Raw genomic sequence first — 24,209 nt, forward strand, 5'->3', positions numbered from 1 at the left:
GAAGATCATGTACCGTTATGACGAGTTCGACCACGCTTTCGTAAAGGGTCGCGTGGAGCAGTTTCGCGATCAGGTGGAGCGCCGCCTGTCCGGTGAGCTGGCCGAAGATGCGTTCAAGCCATTGCGTCTAATGAACGGCGTTTATCTCCAGCTGCATGCCTACATGCTGCGCGTTGCAATCCCCTATGGAACGCTGAACTCGAAGCAGATGCGGATGCTGGCTCATATTGCCCGCAAGTACGATCGTGGCTATGGCCACTTCACCACGCGCCAGAACATCCAGTACAACTGGCCACGCCTTGCCGATACGCCTGCTATCCTGGAAGAACTGGCAAGCGTGGAGATGCACGCGCTACAGACCTCCGGAAATTGCATTCGCAACGTCACCGCCGACCACTTTGCAGGTGCTGCGGCAGACGAAGTGGCCGATCCACGCCCCTATGCGGAAATCCTGCGCCAATGGTCGTCGGTGCATCCGGAATTCTCTTTCCTGCCACGCAAGTTCAAGATTGCCGTAACGGGTGCAGAGCGCGATCGCGCTGCGATCCAGGTTCACGATATCGGTCTGCATCTCAAAAAGAACGACAAGGGCGACATCGGCTTTGCGGTCTATGTCGGAGGCGGGCAGGGCAGAACGCCTATGATCGCCAAGAAGATCCGCGACTTCCTGCCAGAAGAGGACCTTCTGTCCTACACCACCGCCATCATGCGCGTGTACAACCTTCATGGTCGTCGCGACAACAAGTACAAGGCGCGCATCAAGATCCTCGTGCATGAAACGGGTGCGGAAGAACTGGCGCGGCAGGTCGAGGCGGAGTTCGTTCACCTGAAAAACGGCGAACTGAAACTTCCCGACGCGGATATCGCTGCGATCACCACTTACTTCGCGCCGCCGCAGTTGAAGGACCGTCCAGAAAGCTGGGAAAGCCTTGCGCGCTGGAAGAAGGCGGATGCGGATTTCGCGCGCTGGGTGGATCAGAACGTCCAGCCACACAAGCACCCCGACTACGGCATGGTGACAATCTCGCTGAAGCCGATCGGCGGCATTCCGGGCGATGCATCTGACGGGCAGATGGATGTTGTCGCAGATATCGCCGCAGAATATGCCTTCGATGAAATCCGCATCAGCCATGAGCAAAATATTATCCTGCCGCATGTCGCACTTGCGGATATGGAGCCGGTCTATCGGGCGCTCCAGGGCGCAGGCCTTGCAACTGCCAATGCTGGTCTCATCACCGATATCATTGCCTGTCCTGGCTTGGACTACTGCGCGCTCGCCAATGCGCGCTCCATACCGGTCTCGCAGGAGATCTCCAGACGTTTCGGTTCTCCAGAGCGTCAGGCTGAAATCGGTGAGCTGAAGATCAAGATCTCCGGCTGCATCAACGCCTGCGGTCACCACCATGTTGGCCATATCGGCCTGCTGGGCGTAGAGAAGAAGGGTGCCGAACTTTACCAGATCACGCTGGGTGGTTCGGGTGATGAGAATTCATCGATCGGCGAAATCATCGGTCGCGGCTTCGAGCCGGAGAAGGTGACGGATGCGGTGGAGACGATTGTCGACACCTATCTTGGCCTGCGCTTAACGAAGGAAGAAAGTTTCCTCGAAGCCTACCGCCGTGTTGGACCGCAGCCTTTCAAGGATGCCCTTTATCCTGCAGCCGCAGAAGCTGCCTGAGGACTATGGAAATGACGAAAATCTGGAGCGAACAAGGCTTCGTCGAGAACGATCCCTGGGTCATCGAGAGCGACGACGTCAAGGCAGGCGAGGGGCAGAATGCGGTCCTGTCGCTCGATGCCTTTCTGACGCGAGCAGCTGAGAGCAATGATGTCGGTCTCGGCGTTCTCATCACGCCGGCGGACGATGTGACGAAACTGGCCCCCTTTATCGATCGCATCGCGCTTGTTGCTGTCAGCTTCCCCGCCTTCAACGACGGGCGAGGCTTCAGCCATGCGTCACTCCTGCGCACGCGCTTGAACTACCAGGGCGAGTTGCGGGCTGTCGGTGACGTCTTGATCGACCAGGTGCCATTGATGCTGAGAACCGGTTTCACCAGCTTCGCAGTCACGAACGAGACGGCGATCCGCCGCCTGTCGGAAAACCGTTTGCCGGGCATCGACGTCTATTACCAGCCGACGGCCAAACCTGCTGCGGAGGGTGAGACCTATAGCTGGCGGCGCCGTGCTGCAGTTTGAAGTCTTGCGCCGAAACATGAGTTATTGATACATATTTCTACCTGCATAGCTCCAATGACGTTCCTGTACCTTCAAAAGGCAGTGCGGATGGTGTATTTCCCCGCCTCAAGAATGTCTGGCTTTTTGTGAAATGGACGGAAGAAGAATGAACGCTCCTGCCAAAACGGAAGAATTTGCGGTCAAGATCCCGGACGGCGTCTACGCCGAAACGGTTCTTTCGGTTGAGCATTACACCGACCACCTGTTCCGCTTCCGTATGACGCGCCCGGCTGGCTTCCGCTTCCGCTCCGGAGAGTTCGCGATGATCGGGCTGATGGTCGGCGACAAGCCGATTTATCGCGCTTATTCGATCGCCAGCCCGGCCTGGGATGAAGAGCTTGAATTCTTCTCCATCAAGGTTCCGGATGGTCCGCTGACCTCCCACCTGCAGGCGATCAAGCCCGGCGATACCGTGCTGATGCGCAAGAAGCCGACAGGGACGCTGGTACTCGACGCGCTGACCCCTGGCAAGCGCCTCTATATGTTCTCGACCGGCACGGGCATTGCGCCTTTCGCAAGCCTCATTCGTGATCCCGAGACCTACGAAAAATTCGAGGAGGTTATCCTCACCCACACCTGCCGCGACGTCGCCGAACTGAAATACGGCTTCGACCTTGTGGAGGAGATCAAGAACCACGAATTCCTCAGTGAGATTGCCGGCGACAAGCTGAAGCATTATGCGACAGTGACGCGTGAGGAATATCCCTTCAAGGGCCGTATCACCGATCTGATTGCCAATGGAAAGATCTTCTCCGACCTTGGTGTTCCAGCTCTCGATCCGGCGATTGACCGCGGAATGATCTGCGGCTCGTCGGCCATGCTGAAAGACACCAAGGAGCTTCTGGAGAAGGCTGGCCTGACCGAAGGCGCCAACAACAAGCCCGCTGAATTCGTCATCGAGCGTGCCTTCGTCGGCTGATACCGTTTTGATATCTAGAGAAAAAGGAGGCCACGTGCCTCCTTTTTTGGCTTCAGCGCTGTCTGGACTCAGGCGTCCTCGGGCTCATTATCGGGAACGATGTCTCGCCGGTAGAAAATAAAGAGCAGAATGGCAATTGCCGCGACACCACCGCCGACCAGATGCGAGAGCGCAAACCCGCCCTCAGTCGTCAGCCATCCGGCCACACCGTTGCTGAGCGACGCACCGATACCCTGAACTGTCATCACGCTTGCCAGGCCGACATTGAAGCGTCCGGTGCCCTTCAGAATTCGCTCCACAGCAACCGGCGTCGCAATGCCAAGAAGGCCAGCACCGATGCCATCCAGGAGCTGGACTGGATAGACGACCCAGAACTGTTCGAAGGACGCTGCCAGCAGTCCGCGTATGGGTAGGGCCGCGAGTGCGATCAGGAACACGGCAGAAAGCCCGAAGCGGCGGATCAGCCATGGGGCGAGCGCTGCTACAAAGATCATGGCGAACTGGGCCACGCCCGTGATGATCGCCGTTGTCTTGAAGGGCGAGTTGAGTTCGACGGCAAAATCCTGAGCAATCAATCGGCCCATCGGGGCATTGCCGAAATGGAAGATCAGCAAAATGATGGCAAGCAGGATAAGCCCGCGCTCGTGCCACAACACGCCAAATCCGGAAGGCCCGGGCTCACCCTCATCGTGACCTAGACCACGCGCCACCTTGTGGTCGATCTGGTTGGGGTCGATTGCCGTGATCGCAATCAGCGTTCCGATGGCGGTAATGACCATCAGGCCAATAACGCCGGAAATGCCGAAATAGGAGACAGCGACATAGGTGGCAAACAACGAGGCAAAATTGCCGCCATGGTTCCAGAATTCATTGCGTGAGATTTGCTTGGAGAACAGCTTCTCTCCAACGAGGCCGAGCGTCAAACCAGCAAGCGCTGGACCGACAGTCGCGCCGACAACCGCCGTCATGATCTGACCACCCCAAACGATGGTCTCAGTCGGAAAGAGCAATGTCAAAAGTGCGCCCGCGGTCACAAGAATGACCGGCCCGGCAATGAGCGCCCGCTTCCAGGTGGTTCCATCGACCAGCGCACCGCAAAGTGGTGTTGCGGCAAGGCCAACAAGGCCGCCAACGGTTGCAATGATCCCCAACTGCATCGGCGACCAGCCATTGGTTGCCAGAAACGCGTCGAGGAACGGGCCTAACCCGTCGCGCGCATCTGCCAGGAAGAAATTCAAAATGGCGAGGGCGAATAATGTGCGGTCGCTGATACCGCTGGACCGGCCAAGAGAGGCTCGGTCCGGGGCAGAAGAGGTGAGGGATGTCATCGGCGCGTTTCCGGATGGAGATGAAGCGAGCCCAGAACGCACGAAAACGTTATTGGTTGCTATGGCCCATAACGATCTAAATTAGGAACTCTATGGACGTCTTCGCCGTTCGCATTCCTTGATAGGGAGCGATCACCATGAAACTAAAGACAGCCGGCCTTTTTGCCTTGGCGGCCATGATCTCCACACCCGCCGCAGCGGACGAAACCTCGTTTCTATCCTCGCTTGGCGGAAGCTGGAAAGGCAGCGGCACTGTCACGACGCGCATCGGCTCTCGCCCGGTCAATGTCAACTGCACCTTCCAGACGACAGCATCCGGACCATCGCTACAGATGAACGGCACCTGCCGTGGTTTCGTCGTCGTGCGCCGTGCAATCTCCGCCGACTTGACGGCTCGTGGCACGCGATACAGCGGAAACTATGTCGGCCCGTCGGGGCGCCCATCTGCCCTCAGCGGCAGCCGGCGAGGCGACAACATCAACCTGACTGTCCGCTGGAACCGTGACATCAACGGCGATCGCGTGGCCGGCATGACCATCAGCAAGCTTGGGCGCGACGGCTTGAGGCTGCGCACGACGGATAAGGACGGCGCTAATGGGCCGACCGTCACCACTGCGGATATCAGGCTGACGCGATAAAGTACGGCGGGACATGCTACAGGGTAGCGAGAGCCTCAGGCGGCTTCGTCGAGATCCGCGACCGTGGTGTTTCTGCCGGCATCCTTCGATGCATAGAGGGCAGCGTCCGCGCGCGCATAAGCCTGATGAAAGCTTTCATCTGGCTTTAGCCGCACGACACCAAAGCTCGCCGTCACCGGAGACTCTAGATCAATATCTGGGTAAAGAGAAGACACACCCATGCGCAGGCGCTCAACGCGCTCGAGCGCCTCTCTCCCGTCGCCGGAAGCAATGAAAAGCGCGAACTCTTCACCGCCCATTCTGCCGGTAAGATCGTGATTGCCTGCCGCGTCCTGCAGATGGCGGGCAAAGCGACGGATGACCTCGTCGCCGGCTGCGTGACCGAGTCTGTCGTTGATGGATTTGAAACGATCGAGATCGGTTGCCACGATAAAGCCGGTTTCATTCGATGCCAAGCGCTGGGAAGCGAGCCGCTCCTCAAAGCCCCGTCGGTTGAGCAGATCGGACATGTAGTCGTACTGTGCTTGCTTCTGCAGCTCTCCCGCGAGATCCGCCGCCAGTATAAAAAGCGTCAAGATTCCCGTCGCCATCATGCCCGTCGGCGTGCCGAGCGATAGGACAATGATGAAAGACGCCTCGGCTATTTCACCATTCGGTCTGGCCATCCAAGCCGCAATGCCGACCGACAGGATGTAGAGCCCAAAGAATGCCAGCGCCAAGCGAACCGGTGAAGACAGGCCTTTTGCATGCCTGGGCAGGAAGACGATCAATCCAACGAAGAGCGCATCGGCCGCTGACGTCATCATCCGCGACGCCATGCGCCACTCGAATGGCTGCTCGCTCCAGAACACCACAATGGCGACAGCAGACAATGCCCATAGCAGTGAGATCAAACGATGATCGAGATTGGCACGGGAACGGAACCCGATCGCCAGAAGCGCGAAACTGCCGATCGAAGCCTGACAGGCGAGCATCGCCATGACGCTCTGATAATCCGGCCAGACCACGCCAAACACCCGGACGCCATGTCCGGCCGCCGAAAACATGAAGGACAACGCCCAGAACGCAGCGTGGAATTGCACTCCAAAACGCCGCCATGCCACGAGCAGGGCAGTGCCGAAAAACAGGCTGACGAAGACAATGCTGAGCGATGTGGCGATAGGAGAGAGCATAGCTAAATTTTTAAAGAAACAGATGTCGACTGCTTCTATACGTCCTATGGCGTGATCCGCACAACGGCTATGCCCGACATGTTGAAACGACGGCTATCAAATCGTGAATCATGGCGGGCTCTAACGAAAGAAGCCCGGATCGCTCCGGGCTTCGTCAGTCGATTTTACTCCGCTGCTTCCTGATACTCGCTCATTGGTGGGCATGTGCAGACGAGGTTGCGGTCTCCATAGACATTGTCGATACGGTTGACCGGCGACCAGTACTTGTCCACGCGGAAGGAGCCAGGCGGGAAGCAACCCTGTTCGCGGCCGTAGGGACGATCCCATTCGCCGACAAGGTCTTCGACCGTATGCGGGGCGTTCTTCAACGGGTTGTTGAGCTTGTCAGCACGGCCTTCCTCGATGTCGCGGGCTTCCTGACGGATCGTCAGCATGGCGTCGCAGAAGCGGTCGATTTCAGCCTTGGTCTCGGATTCCGTCGGCTCAATCATCAGCGTACCAGCGACCGGCCAGCTCATGGTCGGCGCGTGGAAGCCGCAGTCGATGAGGCGCTTTGCCACATCATCCACGGTGACGCCGCAGCTGTCATTGAGCGGGCGCGTGTCGATGATGCACTCATGAGCGACGCGGCCAGCCTCTGACTTGTAGAGTACGTCATAGGCGCCCTTCAGACGCGCAGCGATATAGTTGGCGTTGAGGATCGCCACCTTGGTCGCCTGCGTCAGCCCTTCGCCACCCATCATCAGGCAGTAGCTCCAGGAGATCGGCAGGATCGACGGGGAGCCAAACGGCGCGGCGGAGACTGCACCAGCACGACCGTCGCTTGCCGGGTGACCGGGAAGGTAAGGCGCAAGGTGCGCCTTGACGCCGATCGGTCCCATGCCGGGGCCACCACCACCATGCGGAATGCAGAAGGTCTTGTGCAGGTTGAGGTGGCTGACGTCGGAACCGATGTCACCAGGACGGGAAAGCCCGACCATTGCGTTCATGTTGGCGCCGTCCAGATAGACCTGTCCGCCATGCTTGTGCACGATGTCGCAGATTTCGCGAACCGTTTCTTCAAACACGCCGTGGGTGGACGGATAGGTGATCATGCAGCACGAGAGGTTTTCTGCATACTGCTCTGCTTTTGCACGGAAATCGTCGATATCGACGTCACCGTTTTCCTTCGCCTTGACCGGAACGACTTTCATGCCGACCATCTGTGCGGAGGCAGGGTTGGTGCCATGTGCCGACGTTGGGATAAGGCAGACATCGCGATGCGCGTCGCCACGAGCCAGATGGTAATTGCGGATCGTCAGCAGGCCGGCATACTCACCCTGCGCGCCGGAATTCGGCTGCATGGAGAAAGCGTCGTATCCGGTCACAGCGCAGAGCTTCGCGGAGAGATCGTCGATCATTTCCTTGTAGCCCAAAGCCTGATCGGCCGGGACGAAAGGATGGATGTCGGAGAATTCCGGCCAGGTGATCGGCAACATTTCCGCTGTGGCATTGAGTTTCATGGTGCAGGAACCGAGCGGGATCATCGCCCGGTCGAGCGCCAGATCACGGTCCGAAAGACGACGGATGTAACGCGTCATTTCGCTTTCGGCGCGGTTCATGTGGAAGATCGGATGCGTCATGTAAGCACTTGTACGCAATAGATCTTTCGGCAACCGATAATCCGGCTCGAAGTCGGAAATCGAGAAGTTGCCGCCAAAGGCGCGCCAGACCGCTTCCAGCGTTGCCGGGCGGGTACGCTCATCAAGGCTCATGCCGATCTTGGTGGAGCTCACCTTGCGAAGGTTCACACCTTCGGCAACCGCGGCCCGCAGGATCAGCGCCTGCATGTGGCCGACCTCGACCGTGATCGTGTCGAAGAAGGTATCCGGCTCTATCTTGTAGCCAAGCTTCTCCAGACCCTTGGCCATCAGCACCGCCTTCTGGTGCGTCTGCTGGGCGATTGCCTTGATGCCCTGCGGACCGTGGAAGACGCCATACATCGATGCCATGACGGCAAGCAGCACCTGGGCAGTGCAGATGTTGGAGGTCGCCTTCTCGCGGCGGATGTGCTGCTCACGGGTTTGCAGCGACAGGCGATAGGCACGGTTGCCTCGGGCGTCGACAGACACGCCGACAAGGCGACCAGGCATCGAGCGCTTGTGGGCATCCTTGACCGCCATGAAGGCCGCATGCGGCCCGCCGTAACCGACCGGAACGCCGAAGCGCTGCGAAGAGCCGATCGCGATATCGGCGCCCATCTCACCCGGAGACTTTACAAGCGTCAGCGCCAGCAGGTCGCAGGCAACGGCGGCGATCGCACCTGTCTGGTGCAGGCGGGAGATCAGGCCTGAGAAATCGCTCACATGGCCATGCGTGCCGGGATACTGGAAGATCGCGCCGAAGACATCGACCGGATCGAGATCTGTGAACGGATTGCCGATGACGACTTTCCAGCCAAGCGGCGCGGCGCGCGTTTCGATCAGCGCGATGGTCTGCGGGTGGCAATTGGCATCGACGAAGAATGCGTTCGCCTTGGACTTCGCCACGCGCTGGCACATGGACATGGCTTCGGCAGCAGCCGTTGCTTCATCGAGAAGCGAGGCGTTGGCAACATCGAGGCCGGTCAGGTCGGAGATCATCGTCTGGAAGTTGAGAAGCGCTTCGAGACGGCCCTGCGAGATTTCCGGCTGGTAGGGCGTGTAGGCCGTGTACCAGGCGGGGTTCTCCAGAATGTTGCGCTGGATGACGGGCGGCGTGATCGTGCCGTAGTAGCCCTGGCCGATCAGCGAGGTCAGAACCTTGTTCTTGTTCGCCGTCTCGCGCATGCGGTCGAGTGCTTCGCGTTCGGTCAGCGCGGCACCCCAGGCAAGCGGTTCCTTCTGACGGATGGAGGAGGGCACGGTCGCGTCGATGAGCGCATCGAGGCTCTTGTAACCGACGACGTTGAGCATCTCCTCCATTTCCGCCGGCGACGGACCGATATGACGACGATTGGCGAAGTCATAGGGCTGGTAGTCGGTGAAATGAAATTCAGTGGGCGTGTTCATTACGCGACCAGCTCCTTGTAGGCGGCTTCATCGAGCAGCGCATCGGCATCGGCGGTGTTGGAAAGCTTCAGCTTGAAGAACCAGCCGGCACCCTGCGGGTCGGAGTTGACGAGCGACGGATCATCGACAATCGCCTGGTTGATCTCGACGATCTCGCCGTCCAGCGGACAATAGACATCCGACGCGGCCTTGACGCTCTCGACGGTTGCGGCTTCGCCGTTCTTGGAGAATGTCGCGCCGACTTCGGGCAGTTCAACGAAAACCAGATCGCCGAGTTGTTCTGCGGCGTGCGTGGTAATCCCGACGGTGGCGACATCGCCTTCGATCTTCAGCCACTCGTGTTCCTGGGTAAATTTCAGCATGGGTTTCTCCGCAAATTAGCGCTTATAGGTGGGTGTGATGAAGGGCAGGGCGGCGACGGTGACCGGCAGGTACTTGCCGCGCACCTCGGCGAAGATCGCCGTTCCAGGTGTCGTGTAGTCGGTGGGCACGTAGCCCATGGCAACGGGGCCTTCCACAGTGGGGCCGAAGCCGCCAGAGGTAACCTCACCGATCTCAGTCTTGCCTTCAGCATCGGCAAACAGCTTGGAATGACCGCGCACCGGCGCCTTGCCTTCGGGCTTCAGACCGACGCGGCGACGGCTCGTGCCGTTGCCAAGTTCGCCAAGAATGCGATCGGCACCTGGAAAGCCGCCTTCGCGGTCACCGCCGGCACGACGCGCCTTCTGGATGGCCCATTCCAACGATGCTTCGATCGGTGACGTTGTGGTGTCGATGTCGTTGCCATAGAGGCAAAGACCGGCTTCGAGCCGAAGACTGTCGCGCGCACCGAGGCCGACGGCCTCACAGTCGGGATGTTCGAGCATGGCTTTGGCAATCTCCTCGGCCTTGTCAGCAGGAACGGAGATTTCGAAACCGTCCTCACCCGAGTAACCCGAGCGTGACACGATGCAGGGAACGTCATGCAGCGGAATTTCGCGCACATCCATGAACTTCATGTCGGAGACGCCCGCCCAGAGTTCCGCGAGAACAGCTTCCGCGCGCGGACCTTGAAGCGCGATCAATGCACGATCGTCCAGCAACGTGATCTCGCAGCTGTCGGAAAGATGCGTCTTCATATGGGCAAGATCGGCATCCTTGCAGGAGGCATTGACGACAACGAACACATGCTCGCCGAGATTGGTGATCATCAGGTCGTCGAGGATGCAGCCATTCTCATCGGTGAAGAAGCCATAGCGCTGGCGACCAGCCTTGAGGTTGAGGATATCGACCGGCACCAGCCTCTCCAAAGCAAGGGCGGCATCGTCCACCTTGCCGGACTTAGCCTTCACGATGACCTGGCCCATGTGGGAGACATCGAAGAGACCGGCCGACGCACGGGTATGAAGATGTTCCTTCAGAACGCCCGCCGGATATTGCACAGGCATGTCATAGCCCGCAAAGGGCACCATGCGGGCACCAAGGGACAGATGCAGGGAATGGAGTGGGGTGACTTTCAGCTCGGCTGTATCGGCCAAGGACGCCTCCGGGGTAGCGCGTTCGCGCGGGCTCATGTTCGTGACACTCTGCGAGCGTCGGGTTCAAGAGCCCCCTCTGTCCTTGTCGCCTGAGATTGTTATCCCTTCGGCGAGCCTGCCCTTATAAGTGCAAGGAGGCTTCTCTCCAGAGTTCCGTTCGACCGTTGGTCCTTTTGCCTGAGAGTTTCCGGGGCGGTTGCTCCTTCGGCACCGCATCGAAGCGGTTTCTCCCAACGGTATGGAAGCTCATTATCTGTGAAGCTCTCAGATTGGCAAGGACGAAATGACGCAGGTGAACAGTTTTTTGTTCAACCTGCGTCATTTGCTTGTCATCCGGTCGACCACGCCGTTTCTCGAAGCGGGCCGAAACTTAAGCGTCCTTTTTCTCCGGGAGCTTCTTGCGATTCGTCGAGGCCATATCTTCAAGTTCTTTTTCTGTCATGGACTTAGCCATGCTTTTTGAAGAACCTTGTAAACGGGATTTCGGCATGTCGCCGCGCTTTGCTGCAAGGGCCGCGCCTGCGGCTTTCTGCTGGGCTTTGGATTTTGCTGGCATGTTTCAACTCCTCGGTGATGCGTTGCGTTCTGCAGATAAAACGCCAGCCTTGGGGAGCTGTTCCGCGACACGCCGAGTGGCTCTTTGATTTTGGATCAAAGCGCGGTATCGGAATGACCATGAGGGTGTTCGCAAGAAACAGGGTAAAGACAATCGAGTCTGTGCTGCGCATGGTCTGCGCCGTACTGATGCTGTCTCTCGGCTTCGCGCATAAGCCGGTTCAGGCTGCGCCTGTCGCCGCACTTGATGAAGCCTACCGGTTGCCGGATGGCACCTTTGCCGAGATCTGCTCCGAGCATCTGCCGCAAAATCAATCGCAGCATGGCAAGCACGAAGGTGGTGCGATCCTCTTTTGCGAGGCTTGCCTGCTGGCATCCTCCATTCTTCTGCCAACGCCACTTGCAGATGATGGCCTCAATCCCAATCCGGCGTCGCTCGAAAATACGCTTCCGCAACAGCAAGAAGCGCTCACTCTTTCAGAACTGCGCACCAACCGTGCCCGCGGACCGCCATCCTCAGCTTTCTGATCCCTTCGCAAACAACGCCGCAGCGCGGCACTTCTAAAAAACGGACTGCCAGATAAAGCAGCCGCAAGGATCGAAAGATGACAACCATCAAGCACGCAGCATTCACAGCATTCGCAGCCGCCCTCTCGACCACCTCTGCCTTCGCCCATACGAGCTTCGTCAACGGCACGGCGGAGGAAGACAGCACCATCGTCGCGGCCCTTCAGGTGCCGCACGGCTGTGAAGGCGGTCTTGCGACGACAGAGGTTCAGGTCGTTTTGCCCGAGGGCTTCATCTCCGCCAAACCGCAGCCGAAAGCCGGCTGGGAGCTGGAGATCATCAAGGGCGACTACCAGAAGACCTACAAGAACCACGGAAAAGAGGTGACGAGCGGGCCAGTCGAAATTCGCTGGAAGAGCGGCAACCTGCCGGATGATTATTATGACACCTTCAACATCCAGGGGAAGATCGCAGGTGTTGCGCCAGGCAAGACGCTTCCCTTCAAGGTAAAGCAGCTTTGCGGCGACAAGGGCACCGCAAGCTGGGATCAGATAGCGGCAGAGGGCCAGGATCCTCATTCACTGGACAATCCCGCACCGGTCATCCGCATCACGGCCAAGCAGAATGGTGAAGGCGAGGGGCATGCGCACCATGATCACGGCGCCATGGCAGATACGAGCGCGTCCGCTGGCGTGGTCAAGGTCGGGGAACTGGAACTGTCTCAAGCATCCACCAAAGCCATGTTGCCCGGACAGCCAGTCGGCGGCGGCTTTGTCACCATCCGCAACACGGGCACCTCTGACGATCGGCTTGTTTCGGTCTCGTCACCCCTGGCAGGTCGCGCCGAAATTCACGAAATGGCCATGGCCAATGACGTCATGAAGATGCGCAAGCTGAATGACGGTATCGTCGTGCCGGCCGGTCAGACGGTGGAGCTTTCGCCGGGCGGTCTCCATTTCATGTTCTTCAACGTCAAGAAGCCGTTTGCCGAAGGCGACAAGGTTCCCGTGACACTGACTTTCGAGAAGGCCGGAGAGGTCTCGATCGAGCTTCCGGTCGGACCCGCCAATCCGGGTGAGGCGAAGCACAATCATAATTGACGGCTCTCAAACGATGGCCGCCGGGATGCATCGGCATCTCGACGGCCATCGACGCGCAAATCGTTCTTACTTCGTAACCGTGAGCTTCGCCTGCATTCCGGCCTCGTAGTGACCTTTGATATTGCAAAAGAGCAGGTAGGTGCCGGGCGTCAGCTTGGCTTTCAACTGGCCGTCCTTGCCGGGTTTCAGATCCGCCACTTCGCCAAGGCTCTTCAGCTTCTTTTCATCGATGCGATGTTTTGCTGTGTTGAGCGGGATCGCCTCGTCGGGCGACTTCAGCTTGACGAGAACCATCTCGTGATCTTCCGAGACGGCGTCGTTGTGAACCATGAAGACGGCTTCTCCAGCTTTGACGCTGGGCTTATCGAGTGTCAGCGTCATCGGCTGCCCGCCTTCGCCGCCTTCATGAACCATGATGGCGGTTGCGGCAAATGCCGGAGCTGCGAGGGTAAAGGCAGCGACCGCTGCCATCGTCAATTTTGCTAGGGTCTTCATGATCAACCTCTGTTTCAGTGATTACGAAAAGAGGTTGGGTGATTTGCCTGACAGGAATCTGAACGTCGTTACGAAGGCCGAAGCTTAAAGCATTGCCCTGAAGCATAGGACTGAATCTGAAAGATCGCGACAGCCTTTAGTCGGAGGTGTCCCAATCTTCCTCATAGGCATGGCGAGCCTGCTCCAATGTCGCCTGAGGGTTTTGCCGCCCGGATGTGAAGAGGGAAAGCGAGGGCACCGCGGCTGTCAAATTCATCAATGTATGTTCCGACCCATCGTTGCGCGTGATCTGCTTCAATTCCTTGGCAGCCTTTTCGACCTCCGCTTTGCGCGAAGCGCGCTGCGGAGATTTTGCGCCCTCAGACGCATACGCCGCGATATTCGCGGAAACCGACCAAACCTGCCACATTGCCAGACCTCGATAGTAATAATGGACAGCAATGTAACAGGGCGAGATTTATCTTCGGCTAAACCTTCAGGTTGAATTTGATGTGCATTTTAATCATCAACGGAGCCGGACGATTGTCGCCAGCATATTTCTAAATCCATCGCCATGACTTAAAGCTGACGGGTCATCAGCGTTTAGCATTAGGACCGGAGCGTCTTTGCATGTCGAACATTCTTCTCGTCGCAATCGGCGGGGCCATCGGCTCAGTCGGCCGCTATCTGGTCGGGCTTTGGGCGACGCGTCTTGCCGGGCCGAATTTCCCTTGGGGCACGCTGACTGTGAACGTCGTTGGCGCATTTGCGATCGGCCTTCTGGTCGAAATGGTCGCGCGCCGCTTCGACGCTTCCAATGAGATGCGAGCCTTCATCGTCACCGGTATTCTTGGAGGCTTCACCACATGGTCGTCCTTCACGCTGGACACGATGGTGCTGTTCGAGCGTGGCGAAGTCGGCCTATCAGCGCTCTATCTGCTGGCCAGCCTACTGGTTTCTTTTGCTGCGATCTTCGCCGGGCTGGCCTTGGGCCGCGCTTTGTTTTAAAGGCAAGGCAAAGGCCGCACAGGAACGAGGCGGCAGATCAGAAAAGAAAGACTGGAATTGCCATGGCAGGTATCGAGCACATCAAGGTAGAGGCCGACGAGGCCGGAATGCGTCTCGACCGCTGGTTCAAGATCCACTATCCGGGACTGGGGTTCGGCCAGCTGCAGAAGCTGATGCGATCCGGCCAGGTTCGTGTGGATGGTGGACGGGTCAAGACCGATGCTCGGGTTCAACCGGGGCAGATGGTCCGCGTGCCGCCGCTTGATGTCGATGCCAAGGTCAAGAGCGGTCCCATCGGCTCCAAGGATTTGAAGCATTCGGAAGACGGCGATCTTCTCAAGCGCATGTTGCTGCATGAAGACGACAAGGTCTTTGTCTTCAACAAGCCAGCCGGCATCGCAGTGCAGGGCGGCTCGGGCGTAAACCGCCACATCGACGGTCTTCTGGAAGCCTGGACGAGCCAGAAGGGCGAAAAGCCCCGTCTCGTGCATCGCCTCGACCGCGATACGTCGGGCGTTCTCGTCGTCGCACGTACACGCGGCGCAGCACAGAAACTGACTGCGGCCTTTCGTGAGCGCGATACCAAGAAGACCTATTGGTCGTTGGTCAAAGGCGTGCCGCGCAAACACCAGGACAAGATCTCAAGCTGGCTGGTGAAAGAGCAAACGCCGGATGGCGACCGCATGCGCATTGCCAAACACGGCGAGGAGGGTGCCGACCACGCCATCTCCTATTACCGGGTGATCGATACCGCAGCGCAGAACCTCGCCTGGCTGGAGATGGAGCCCTATACCGGCCGTACCCACCAGTTGCGCGTCCACGCGCTGCATATGGGCCATCCGATTATCGGCGATCCCAAATACTATATCGAAGATCCGAACTGGGATTTTCCCGGCGGCATCCAGAAACGCCTGCATCTGCACGCGCGACACATCGACATTCCCCATCCGTCAGGCGGACGCCTCCGCGTCAGCGCGCCTTTGCCGCCGCATATGGTGCAGACGTGGAATCTTCTCGGCCTCGACGTTGCCGATGGTGACAGGGACGATCAATGAAGCTTGTTCTTTTCGATTGCGATGGCACGCTGGTCGATAGTGTTGGTCTCATCCATGAAGTCATGGCGCGCACCTTTGTGCATTTTGGATATCCACGCCCTGAGGTGTCGCTGACGAAGTCCATCATCGGCCTGACGCTCGACATCGCGATTGCCCGGATGCAGGGCAAGACGCATGTGGATGACGAGGCGACGGCCATGACGGCGCATTATAAGGCGATCTTTGCGGAGACGCGCGCTGAAGCTGGCTTTCAGGAACCGGTCTTCGACGGCATCATGGCGATGATCGCGAAGCTCTCCGAGCGGGAAGAACTCTTGATGGGAGCTGTGACCGGCAAATCCCGGCGCGGCCTCAACCTCATCATGGACACGCACGGCTTTCGCAAACATTTCATCGTGTCGCGCACGGCCGATGACTGCCCCTCGAAGCCCCATCCGGCCATGGTCAGCGAATGCTGCAACGAGACCGGGATGGTTCCGGCCGATACGATCGTCATCGGCGATGCGATCTACGATATGCAGATGGCAAAAGCCGCCGGTGCCAAGGCAATCGGAGTTGCCTGGGGCTATGCCTCCGTCGACGCGCTCTGGGCTGCAGGTGCAGATGCGATCGTCAGCCATCCAAGCGAAATTCCCGGCCACATACCGGGCTGATAAGGACAGAAGATGCGTGATTTGCTGAACGATCTTTCGGAGGGCTTGAGCCATCCAGACCCGATCCGCCGGGCGCAGATCCAGATGCAGAAGCCGCTACCCAAGCGTTTCTACAAGGATGTCACCGTTGAGGAGCTGGACGACGGAACATTTACAATCCGTCTCGACGGCAAGACGCTACGCACGCCAGCGAAACATGCACTTTCCGTACCGACGAAAGCGCTTGCCGTCTTGATGCGCGATGAGTGGGATTTGCAGGCCGACGTCGTAGACCCGGCGACCATGCCGGTCTCCCGTCACATCAATACGGCGATTGATGGCATTGCCAATGATCCACAGGCAGTCTTCGAAGATATCCTTCGCTTCTCTTCCACCGACCTCCTGTGCTACCGCGCGGGCGAGCCGGAAGCCCTTGTCGAACGACAGAGCGAGCAGTGGGACCAAGTCATCGACTGGGCTGCGAACACGCTCGGAGCACGCTTCATCCTGATCGAAGGCGTGATGCACCAGGAGCAACCGCGTGAGGCCGTGGCGGCCTTTGCCGTCACTCTGCGCAAATACGATACGCCGATCGAGCTTGCGGCTCTCCACACCATGACCACGCTCACCGGATCGGCGCTCCTTGCGCTCGCCGTGGCCGAAGGGGAGAAATCCCTCGAAGAGGTCTGGGCACTCGCTCATCTGGATGAGGACTGGACTGCCGAACAGTGGGGCGAGGACGAAGAGGCACAGCAACGCCGCGCCGTGCGCTTCACCGACATGCGCGCAGCGGCGCGTGTCCTCGCTGCAGCGCGGTAAAGGTCGTCGTCACGACTTAGAGCATTTTTAACCACGATGGATGAAGATGCACCCTGAGGGTTACCTTAGGGGAGGCGTCTTTCTTGTATCGGCAACTGAAGCGTTTCGGCATGGTTTTGCTGGCGTCGCTCGCACTCATGTCTTTCAGGCTTGGACCTGAAACGGGCGAGCGAGACCGGCTGATCTATGACGTGCGGGGCGCTTTCGTTGCCGCCCGGCCGGATGTCTCGCCGGAGCTTATGCAGTCGATCCATTATCAGGTCGCCAATGCTATCAACGACACGGTGAGGGTGCGTGCGCGACCCCGCGTCGTGCTGACCATCCGGCTCGAATCCTATACCAAAGGCTCCTTGCTTCTAGGCCAACGTGCCTCGGTGAAGGCCGTAGTGCGCGCAGCGGCGGTGCAGACGGGCGAAGTCATCGCCGAGGCGAAATTTACCGTCACGGCAATTGGTATCGATGCCTCGTCGATAGAGCGGGATCTGGCCTTCGGCGTGGCGGAGCGAGTGATATCCGAGTTCAAGCTGAACCGAACCGCACCATCGACACTTGCCACCGCTTTGTTTCCCGGGAGCCGGTAAGCCCACCACGGCGCGCGTCACACGGTGACGCCAACGACCGGCAACTCGTGTCTTCTGATGGCGATCTCGGCAAGAACGAGTGAAGACAGTCCCGCTGCAAAGAATCCGGCTGCGAGGTAAGTGGTGTCGCCGCTGTAAAAGCTGCCGAAACCAACTGCAAACAGTGTGGCAACGAGGCTTGACCCCGACGCGATCAGGGATGCCCCAAACCCCGCCACGTTTCCAAGCGTCTGCATTGCCAATGCATTGAGATTGCCGAACAGGATACCGATCGCAAAGAAGGCGAGGGATAGCAGCGTCAAGAATACCGCGAAGGGCAACACACCCTCTGCGCCCAAAGTCGCAATCATCATCAACAGAGACACCGCCGTTAAACCAATAAAACCGGCACGCGCCATCGTGACCACGCCAAGGCGCTGGACCAGCCTCGCATTGATGAAAGAGGCAAGGCCCACCGCGAGAGCGAGCGCTGCGAAGTACAGCGGGAAGCTCTCAGTCACGCCGTAAGCTTCAAAGAAGAGATCCGCAGCCGTGCTGAGATAGAGGAGCTGCGCCCCGAAAACCAGTCCGGTGGCGATGATCAGCAACGTTACTCTAGGGCTGGAGACAATGCGCCGCGCGTTCAGGAACAGCAGGCGCGGCCGAAATGGAATACGCCGTACCAAAGGCAGCGTTTCGGGATGCCGAGCAGCAACCCACGCTCCGAGCACCACGGCGATGACGAAATAGGCGACAAACACACTGCGCCATCCAGCTATAGCGATAAGTCCCTGCGCCAGAGCGGGAGCCAGCATTGGGACCAGGATAAACAGCGTGAACATGAAGGACATGACACGCGCCATGGCATCGCCCTCGAACTGGTCACGGATCATGGCGCGGGTCGCAATCTTCGGACCGGAGACGCCCACACCTTGCAGGAACCGGCCAATGAGCACCATTTCCAGAGACTGGGCAAAAAGCGCGACGACTGTTCCGAGGAGATAGACGCAAAGCCCGCCGAGGAGTGCTTGCTTGCGCCCGAATGCATCCGAAAGAGGGCCGATGACAAGTTCGCCAAAGGCCATGCCGAAGATGAACAGCGAGATCACGTGATGGGTGGAGAGTGGCGGCGCCACGCCGAGCTCCAGTCCGATCTGCCTCAGACCCGGCAGCAAAGCATCGATGCTGAGCGAGGTGAGGGAGGTCAGCAAGGCGTAGAAAATCAGGCGGCTGCGGAATGTCATCGGATCGAGTAGCGTTCTATAAGGTAATGGGAGGCCACCATAGCGTGCTTGGCCAGTGGAGCAACGCCACTATCCCGGAGAATTGTTCGGCGGACATAAGCGACGGTAGAAGCAGCAACGGCCGCTTTTGACCTGTGGCCAGGTTTGGCAAGGGCCCGTCACGAGGCGGACGTCGGATCTCCGATAAAGGCCGTCGGCGTCATCGATGTGACCTGCCGGAAGGCGGCCGAAAATGCCGCAGTGCTGGCAAAGCCGGCCTGTGTTGCTACGCGCGCAATCGACTCACCACGAGAAAGCTGCTCCATCGCCCAGACGATCCGGACCCGTTGTCGCCACGCCTTGAGCGTCATCCCTGTTTCCGTTGGAAAGAGCCTGCTTGCAGAGCGCACAGAGGTCGCAGCGCGCGATGCCAGGTCGCTCAGATCAAGAGCGTTGCGATGGTCAGCGATCGCAATCTCAGCCAGCCGCCGACCCAGAGTACTTTGTGGAAGAGGCAAGAAGGTCGGGGCATCCTGCATCGCGGTCAGTTCATACAATATCAGCCTGACGACGAGCTCGGCCTTGTCCGACGCCGGATCGATAGCGACGGCCTCATCAAGCAAGGCGCGAAGCAAAGGTGCGATCCGCGAAACGAAGGCGCGATCGGGGAAAGACGAGGGCGCCCAATCCTGCAATGCCTGCTTATGCAATAGCACCAACCAAAGCTCTGCATCGCTCAGGATGTCGAGCCGATGAGAGACACCCCCAGGGATCCACCCGACAAGCTGCGGCGGCACCAACCAAACACCCCGTTCCGTATGCACCTGCACCATGCCGGAGGCAGCAAAGATCAGTTGCGCTTCGTCATGCGTATGAAGCGGCAAGCCAGCGCCTCTTGGCTTTGAAGCACGGTGAATCGTGAAGAGCTGCTGCACGTCTGTTTGGCCTTTGCGCGATGCCATTTGGCGCCACATCGAAGAAGAAGTTGGCTAACATGAGGAATACAAGGCAATCAAGGCAAGGTTTGATAGATGGAAATGAAAACTGTCCTGATCCGGGAATACGGCTCCAACGATGTCGTAGAGGTCATAGACGTTCTCCGGCCAGAACCGGGGGTGCGCGAAGTGTTGGTCAAAGTACACGCTGCGGGCGTCAATCCGATCGACTGGAAAATCCGCGGTGGCGCCGGTGAACGGATGGGAATGACGCTACCCATACGGCTAGGCAGCGAAGTCGTTGGCACGATAGAAACCTGCGGTGCCGGCGTCAGTCAATTTCAAAAAGGTGATGCAGTATTCGGCATGGTACCATCTGGCGCATTTTCGCAATACGCTGTCATCAACGCAGATCATCTGGTGCTCAAACCGAAAAACTTGAGCGTCGTCGAAGCCGCAGCGATCCCGCTGGCCGGGACAACCGCCTGGCAAGCACTGTTCGACGAGGCGAAACTCTCGGCAGGCCAACGGCTGCTGATCACCAACAGCTCCGGTGGCGTCGGCTCTCTCGCCATTCAATTTGCCAAGGCTCGCGGCGCTCACGTCACCGCAGTCGCCTCTGGCCGCAACGAAAAATTCGTGCGTGACTTGGGCGCCGATCACTTCATCGACTATACACGCCAGGCTTTCGAAGACATTGCCACCGACATGGATGTCGTTCTCGACACGATGGGCGGTAAGGTTTACCATCGGGCATTACAAACCCTGAGGAAGGGCGGCAAGATGATCACGGTCGTGGCATTTCCTCAGGACGAGGCCGAGCAATACGGCGTCAGTGCTAAACGATCCTTCACCGTTCCAAACGCTCTAAGTCTGAAAGAAATTGCCCGCTTGGTCGAGGCAGGGAAAGTCACGCCATATATTGATGCGGTCTTGCCTTTTGCGGACGTTCGAGACGCATTTGCAATATCGGAGGCCGGTCGCACCCGCGGCAAGATCGTTCTTACAGTCCCGGAGTAACCGCTTTCGTCTCGTGTGTTGGCGCTTGAGTTCGATCCGATTCCGCCCATTTTACCATGGGCGAACTGGGCGGCACACGATATGGTCGTCGATATAGTCTGAAGATTTTTGTGCCGCGGGACCCATGCCAAGTTTAATTGTCATTATTGCTGCATTGGCGGGCGTGTCATTGCTGTGCTTGTTTGGCGTTGTTGGCCTTGCCGCATACTCTGCGGCGCAATCTCAGTGCCCCGATGGAAACGACTGTTACGACGCAAAGTTTGCGATGGTCGTCGCAGGAGTTATGGCGACGATCGGACTCCTCTTGGCGATCCCGCTCTGCAGAACCATCTGGCGTGCGCTGCGCCAATCTTGAGCAATCGCGGCGCTCGCTTGCTATGCCCCGCCTTGGAAACGCTGCAGGGCTTCCTAGATAAGTCTGATGCTGAACAAGAGGAGCATCAGATGACTTCTGCACGCCGTATCGTTCTCGCAAGCAGACCCGCTCGGCAACCAGGATCTGATAATTTCCGCACCGAGGCGTTCGAACTTCCCGAGGCAGGCGAGGGCGACGTCACCGTCAAGGCTCTCTATCTCTCCCTCGATCCCTATATGCGTGGTCGCATGAGCGACGCGAAATCCTATGCAGCACCGGTTCCCGTCGGCGGCGTCATGGAGGGAGAGGCGATCTCCGAGGTGGTCAAATCCAGACACAACGACTTTTCACCGGGAGACATCGTCCGCGGCAGGACAGGCTGGAGCAGTCACGCGGTCATCAATGGCGACCAACTCCGTCGCGTCGAAACCCACGGCGCGCCGATCACCACATCGCTTGGCGCACTCGGTATGCCAGGCTTCACCGCATGGGCCGGACTGAAGTTCATTGGCCAGCCCAAGGCAGGTGAAACGGTCGCAGTTGCTGCAGCGTCGGGACCGGTGGGCTCGATGGTAGGACAATTGGCAAAGCTCGCCGGCGCCCGCGCCATCGGTATCGCTGGCGGCAAGGAGAAGTGCGCATTCGTGAAAAACGAGCTTGGGTTTGACGCTGTCGTCGATCACCGCTCGGAGAACTTCGAATCGGACCTGAAAGCCGCTTGCCCCGATGGCATCGATGTCTATTTCGAAAATGTCGGCGGTCGTGTCTGGGATGGCGTGCTTCCGCTTCTCAACCAGTTTGCGCGCGTTCCCGTCTGCGGGCTCGTCGCACACTATAATGGCGCCGGCGCTGGCGATAAGGATCGCCTCCCGGCGACAATGTCGACCATCCTTCGCCAGAGCATCCTCGTGCGTGGCTTCATTCAGATCGAATTCGCAAAGGACCATTTCGACGAGTTTCTGGCGGAGATCGGTCCTCGTGTGGCCGCTGGCGAAATCCATTACCGTGAAGACATTGTGGAGGGCCTGGAGAAGGCGCCCGAAGCCTTTATCGCCATGCTTTCCGGAGGCAATTTTGGCAAGCTGCTGGTCAAGATTGCCGAATGACAGCCCGTTCTGGCACCGCGTGCCGAGGCGCACGGTGCCAGAACACCTTAGTCCCATGGCAGCCCTGCGCTTTGCGCCGCATCACTATTTGCTTGCACGGGCCTTTCAGATCATGTGACAAGATTTCGGAGGATCAAAGATGAAGCACCTCCCAAATCGTCAAGATAGTTTGCCAGCGAAGCGGTTGAAGGTGGGCTTTGTCCTGGCCAAATCCTTCACGCTTTCACCATTTGCCTTGTTCATCGACACGTTGCGGCTGGCAAGTGACGAAACGGACCATTCGGGCCGCGTGTTTGCCGACTGGCACGTGCTCGGGAGTACCAGGCATCTCATCACCTCAAGCTGCGGTGTCCAGATCGCACCGACAAGTGACTTCATCGACCCGTCCAACTTTGATTACATCGTCGTGGTGGGCGGCTTGCTACGCGTGCCCGAACCCGTCGATCACGCCACCATGACCTTCCTGAAATCTGCAGCAGCCAAGGGCGTGAGAATGATCGGTGTTTGCACCGGCTCTTTCATTCTGGCCGAAGCAGGGCTGCTTGACGGCCACGAAGTCTGCGTAAGCTGGCTCCATTATCAGGCCTTTCAGGAGCGTTTCCCGCATCTCGTCGTACGACCCGATCGCTTGTTTCATCTTGAAGGTCGAAGAGGGTCTTGTGCTGGCGGTAGCAGTTCCGCGGATCTTGCAAACGTCATCGTCGAGCGTCACATCGGTCGCGACGCCGCCCGCAATGCGCTGGAAGTTCTCCAGATGGATAGGGTGCGAAGCTCAAACGCGCCGCAATCTCGTCAGCCCCTGAAGATGCAGGTCAAGGAGCCGCGTGTCCTCGCCTCGCTGATTACGATGGAGCAACACCTTTCCGGCGATATAAACACCGAACGGCTCGCCAAGTCCGTCGGTCTCTCCCGCAGACAGTTGGAACGTCTCTTTGAAATAACGATAGGAATGCCACCAGCAGCGGCTTACCGCCAACTGCGCCTCGAGCGAGCCTTTGAGCTTCTGACGAATACCGACCGCGAAATCACCGAGGTCGCCTTCGACGTCGGATACGTCAACCCGTCGCATTTCACCAAGTCTTTCAAACTCGCGTTCGGCGAGACGCCATCGAGTGCCAAGGCGAGGCGAGGGGCGAAAGGTTTGGAGCAGGGTAACTGAAGAGCAAATTGTAAGACTAGGAATTGATCTCGAGACCGAAGCCCGAGGCTACGTTAGATCCCGTGATTGCCGCTGAATCCCAGTTCTAAACTACAACAGACCCGGTGATGGTCCGATACGAGCTAAACGGAGTCACCTTTTTCCTGGGCATCGATAAAGCTCACGATAGGAAATCTATGTCTAAAGGCGTGCTACGGTTCTTCTTCGATTATGGTGCTGGTGGCTGTCTGTGGGCTGGTGATGAAGCGACACTTGCTCGTCTAGATGTAGGGCCAGTTGATGCCTCAACTTTCGACCTCGAAGGAAGAGTTAGTGTACGTCCGCCGCTAGAGCTTTCGGACGTCGCTCAAACTCTTCGGGATCGGTTGGACTTCCAGCACTCCCGCTACCTCAACCCTATATATCCGCCTTATCCAAGCTTGTGGAGCCAAGCGCTTTGTGACCGATTTAATGATGACGTGGACCGCTTACTAGCGATCCTGCGCGTCGAACTCGACAATCAATACGAGATACGTGACGAGCAAATCAGGTACGTGGAAGACCCAGAACTTGGCGAATATCTGACGCAAAATCCCACTCTGTCACCAATCACCGAAATTGAGTCCCGATCGCATAAAGAGAAGAGTTGGTCGACGTGAGTGTTGGGGGCATAGACACCTTGCCGAGCGCAGATTGAAATCATTTACAAATTGCGATCGGATTGATTTAGATCCTTGCTTTTTCGCGTTCAGACTTTGCCGAAGGCTACATGCTTTTCCCTCGCGCTTTACGACGAGGACGCCAGCGTGGCGTCCGGAGTGTTATTTACCTACCGTATCAGGTCTCGCGAACAGGACATGACGCACGACGAGGACAGACAGTTC

At 58.3% G+C, this 24,209-nt stretch carries 25 protein-coding genes and 1 riboswitch; of the genes, 15 read left to right on the forward strand and 10 right to left on the reverse strand.

Annotated features, from left to right (window positions below; translation table 11 throughout):
- Positions 1-7: 7 nt before the first annotated feature.
- The 3 genes from PVA19_RS10115 to PVA19_RS10125 all read left to right on the forward strand — a co-directional run bounded on the left by PVA19_RS10115 (position 8) and on the right by PVA19_RS10125 (position 3,154).
- Positions 8-1,678, forward strand: coding sequence for a nitrite/sulfite reductase (locus PVA19_RS10115; protein ID WP_274102301.1), 1,671 nt, complete (start codon positions 8-10; stop codon positions 1,676-1,678).
- Positions 1,679-1,689: 11 nt separating this feature from the next.
- Positions 1,690-2,196 (forward strand): DUF934 domain-containing protein, encoded by a 507-nt coding sequence (locus tag PVA19_RS10120; RefSeq protein WP_116493863.1) that lies wholly within the window; start codon positions 1,690-1,692, stop codon positions 2,194-2,196.
- Positions 2,197-2,341: 145 nt separating this feature from the next.
- Positions 2,342-3,154, forward strand: a complete 813-nt coding sequence (locus PVA19_RS10125) for a ferredoxin--NADP reductase (RefSeq protein WP_274102302.1) — start codon at positions 2,342-2,344, stop codon at positions 3,152-3,154.
- 68 nt (positions 3,155-3,222) lie between these two features.
- Here PVA19_RS10125 and PVA19_RS10130 read toward each other — a convergent pair whose 3' ends face one another.
- The gene (locus PVA19_RS10130; RefSeq protein ID WP_113327125.1) at positions 3,223-4,482 is read right to left on the reverse strand and encodes an MFS transporter; all 1,260 of its coding nucleotides are present in this window, start codon (positions 4,480-4,482) and stop codon (positions 3,223-3,225) included.
- A gap of 137 nt (positions 4,483-4,619) precedes the next feature.
- On the opposite strand from PVA19_RS10130, the gene PVA19_RS10135 reads away from it, so the two are divergent.
- Positions 4,620-5,120 (forward strand): hypothetical protein, encoded by a 501-nt coding sequence (locus tag PVA19_RS10135; protein ID WP_274102303.1) that lies wholly within the window; start codon positions 4,620-4,622, stop codon positions 5,118-5,120.
- A gap of 35 nt (positions 5,121-5,155) precedes the next feature.
- Here the strand turns inward: PVA19_RS10135 and PVA19_RS10140 are convergent, their stop codons facing one another.
- From PVA19_RS10140 to PVA19_RS10160, 5 genes are all read right to left on the reverse strand, one after another.
- Positions 5,156-6,292, reverse strand: a complete 1,137-nt coding sequence (locus tag PVA19_RS10140) for a GGDEF domain-containing protein (protein WP_274102304.1) — start codon at positions 6,290-6,292, stop codon at positions 5,156-5,158.
- A gap of 164 nt (positions 6,293-6,456) precedes the next feature.
- Positions 6,457-9,321 carry an aminomethyl-transferring glycine dehydrogenase gene (gene gcvP / locus PVA19_RS10145; RefSeq protein WP_274102305.1) on the reverse strand — a complete coding sequence of 955 codons (2,865 nt, stop codon included), beginning with the start codon at positions 9,319-9,321 and terminating at the stop codon, positions 6,457-6,459.
- Entirely contained in the window at positions 9,321-9,683 is a 363-nt protein-coding gene (gene gcvH / locus PVA19_RS10150) for a glycine cleavage system protein GcvH (RefSeq protein ID WP_112952526.1), read from the reverse strand. Before gcvH ends, gcvP begins: the two co-directional genes overlap by 1 nt.
- 15 nt (positions 9,684-9,698) lie before the next feature.
- On the reverse strand, positions 9,699-10,838 hold the full coding sequence (gene gcvT, locus PVA19_RS10155; RefSeq protein ID WP_274102306.1) for a glycine cleavage system aminomethyltransferase GcvT: 1,140 nt from the start codon (positions 10,836-10,838) through the stop codon (positions 9,699-9,701).
- A gap of 155 nt (positions 10,839-10,993) precedes the next feature.
- Positions 10,994-11,081, reverse strand: a riboswitch (glycine riboswitch).
- Positions 11,082-11,208: 127 nt separating this feature from the next.
- Positions 11,209-11,394 (reverse strand): DUF3008 family protein, encoded by a 186-nt coding sequence (locus PVA19_RS10160; protein WP_274102307.1) that lies wholly within the window; start codon positions 11,392-11,394, stop codon positions 11,209-11,211.
- Between the two features lie 119 nt (positions 11,395-11,513).
- Here PVA19_RS10160 and PVA19_RS10165 point away from each other — a divergent pair, with 119 nt between their 5' ends.
- On the forward strand, positions 11,514-11,921 hold the full coding sequence (locus tag PVA19_RS10165; RefSeq protein ID WP_274102308.1) for a hypothetical protein: 408 nt from the start codon (positions 11,514-11,516) through the stop codon (positions 11,919-11,921).
- Between the two features lie 77 nt (positions 11,922-11,998).
- Positions 11,999-13,000 carry a copper chaperone PCu(A)C gene (locus tag PVA19_RS10170; RefSeq protein WP_274102309.1) on the forward strand — a complete coding sequence of 334 codons (1,002 nt, stop codon included), beginning with the start codon at positions 11,999-12,001 and terminating at the stop codon, positions 12,998-13,000.
- A 66-nt stretch (positions 13,001-13,066) separates the two neighbouring features.
- Here PVA19_RS10170 and PVA19_RS10175 read toward each other — a convergent pair whose 3' ends face one another.
- Together PVA19_RS10175 and PVA19_RS10180 are read right to left on the reverse strand one after the other, a co-directional pair.
- Positions 13,067-13,495, reverse strand: coding sequence for a plastocyanin/azurin family copper-binding protein (locus tag PVA19_RS10175; RefSeq protein ID WP_113265805.1), 429 nt, complete (start codon positions 13,493-13,495; stop codon positions 13,067-13,069).
- A gap of 136 nt (positions 13,496-13,631) precedes the next feature.
- Positions 13,632-13,904: a hypothetical protein gene (locus PVA19_RS10180; RefSeq protein ID WP_274102311.1), complete on the reverse strand. Its 273-nt coding sequence runs from the start codon at positions 13,902-13,904 to the stop codon at positions 13,632-13,634.
- 200 nt (positions 13,905-14,104) lie between these two features.
- Here PVA19_RS10180 and crcB point away from each other — a divergent pair, with 200 nt between their 5' ends.
- From crcB to PVA19_RS10205, 5 genes are all read left to right on the forward strand, one after another.
- Positions 14,105-14,482, forward strand: coding sequence for a fluoride efflux transporter CrcB (crcB, locus tag PVA19_RS10185; protein ID WP_062598390.1), 378 nt, complete (start codon positions 14,105-14,107; stop codon positions 14,480-14,482).
- Between the two features lie 62 nt (positions 14,483-14,544).
- Positions 14,545-15,537 carry an RluA family pseudouridine synthase gene (locus PVA19_RS10190; RefSeq protein WP_062425328.1) on the forward strand — a complete coding sequence of 331 codons (993 nt, stop codon included), beginning with the start codon at positions 14,545-14,547 and terminating at the stop codon, positions 15,535-15,537.
- Complete coding sequence (locus tag PVA19_RS10195) at positions 15,534-16,190, forward strand: HAD-IA family hydrolase (protein ID WP_274102312.1); 657 nt, start codon at positions 15,534-15,536, stop codon at positions 16,188-16,190. Before PVA19_RS10190 ends, PVA19_RS10195 begins: the two co-directional genes overlap by 4 nt.
- 12 nt (positions 16,191-16,202) lie before the next feature.
- Positions 16,203-16,988 carry an ATP12 family chaperone protein gene (locus tag PVA19_RS10200; protein WP_274102313.1) on the forward strand — a complete coding sequence of 262 codons (786 nt, stop codon included), beginning with the start codon at positions 16,203-16,205 and terminating at the stop codon, positions 16,986-16,988.
- An 83-nt stretch (positions 16,989-17,071) separates the two neighbouring features.
- Entirely contained in the window at positions 17,072-17,569 is a 498-nt protein-coding gene (locus PVA19_RS10205) for a hypothetical protein (RefSeq protein ID WP_112358342.1), read from the forward strand.
- Positions 17,570-17,586: 17 nt separating this feature from the next.
- Here PVA19_RS10205 and PVA19_RS10210 read toward each other — a convergent pair whose 3' ends face one another.
- Both PVA19_RS10210 and PVA19_RS10215 read right to left on the reverse strand, forming a co-directional pair.
- Positions 17,587-18,792 (reverse strand): MFS transporter, encoded by a 1,206-nt coding sequence (locus PVA19_RS10210; protein WP_274102314.1) that lies wholly within the window; start codon positions 18,790-18,792, stop codon positions 17,587-17,589.
- Between the two features lie 158 nt (positions 18,793-18,950).
- Positions 18,951-19,655 (reverse strand): helix-turn-helix domain-containing protein, encoded by a 705-nt coding sequence (locus tag PVA19_RS10215; protein ID WP_274102315.1) that lies wholly within the window; start codon positions 19,653-19,655, stop codon positions 18,951-18,953.
- Between the two features lie 147 nt (positions 19,656-19,802).
- Here PVA19_RS10215 and PVA19_RS10220 point away from each other — a divergent pair, with 147 nt between their 5' ends.
- The 4 genes from PVA19_RS10220 to PVA19_RS10235 all read left to right on the forward strand — a co-directional run bounded on the left by PVA19_RS10220 (position 19,803) and on the right by PVA19_RS10235 (position 23,984).
- Positions 19,803-20,726, forward strand: a complete 924-nt coding sequence (locus PVA19_RS10220; RefSeq protein WP_274102316.1) for an NADP-dependent oxidoreductase — start codon at positions 19,803-19,805, stop codon at positions 20,724-20,726.
- Between the two features lie 444 nt (positions 20,727-21,170).
- Positions 21,171-22,187 (forward strand): NADP-dependent oxidoreductase, encoded by a 1,017-nt coding sequence (locus PVA19_RS10225; RefSeq protein ID WP_274102317.1) that lies wholly within the window; start codon positions 21,171-21,173, stop codon positions 22,185-22,187.
- Positions 22,188-22,326: 139 nt separating this feature from the next.
- Positions 22,327-23,346 (forward strand): GlxA family transcriptional regulator, encoded by a 1,020-nt coding sequence (locus PVA19_RS10230; protein ID WP_274102318.1) that lies wholly within the window; start codon positions 22,327-22,329, stop codon positions 23,344-23,346.
- A gap of 176 nt (positions 23,347-23,522) precedes the next feature.
- Entirely contained in the window at positions 23,523-23,984 is a 462-nt protein-coding gene (locus tag PVA19_RS10235; RefSeq protein WP_274102319.1) for a hypothetical protein, read from the forward strand.
- The last annotated feature ends 225 nt before the right edge of the window (positions 23,985-24,209 follow it).

Source organism: Agrobacterium sp. CNPSo 3708, from assembly GCF_028674915.1.
Classification (GTDB): Bacteria; Pseudomonadota; Alphaproteobacteria; order Rhizobiales; family Rhizobiaceae; genus Agrobacterium; species Agrobacterium cavarae.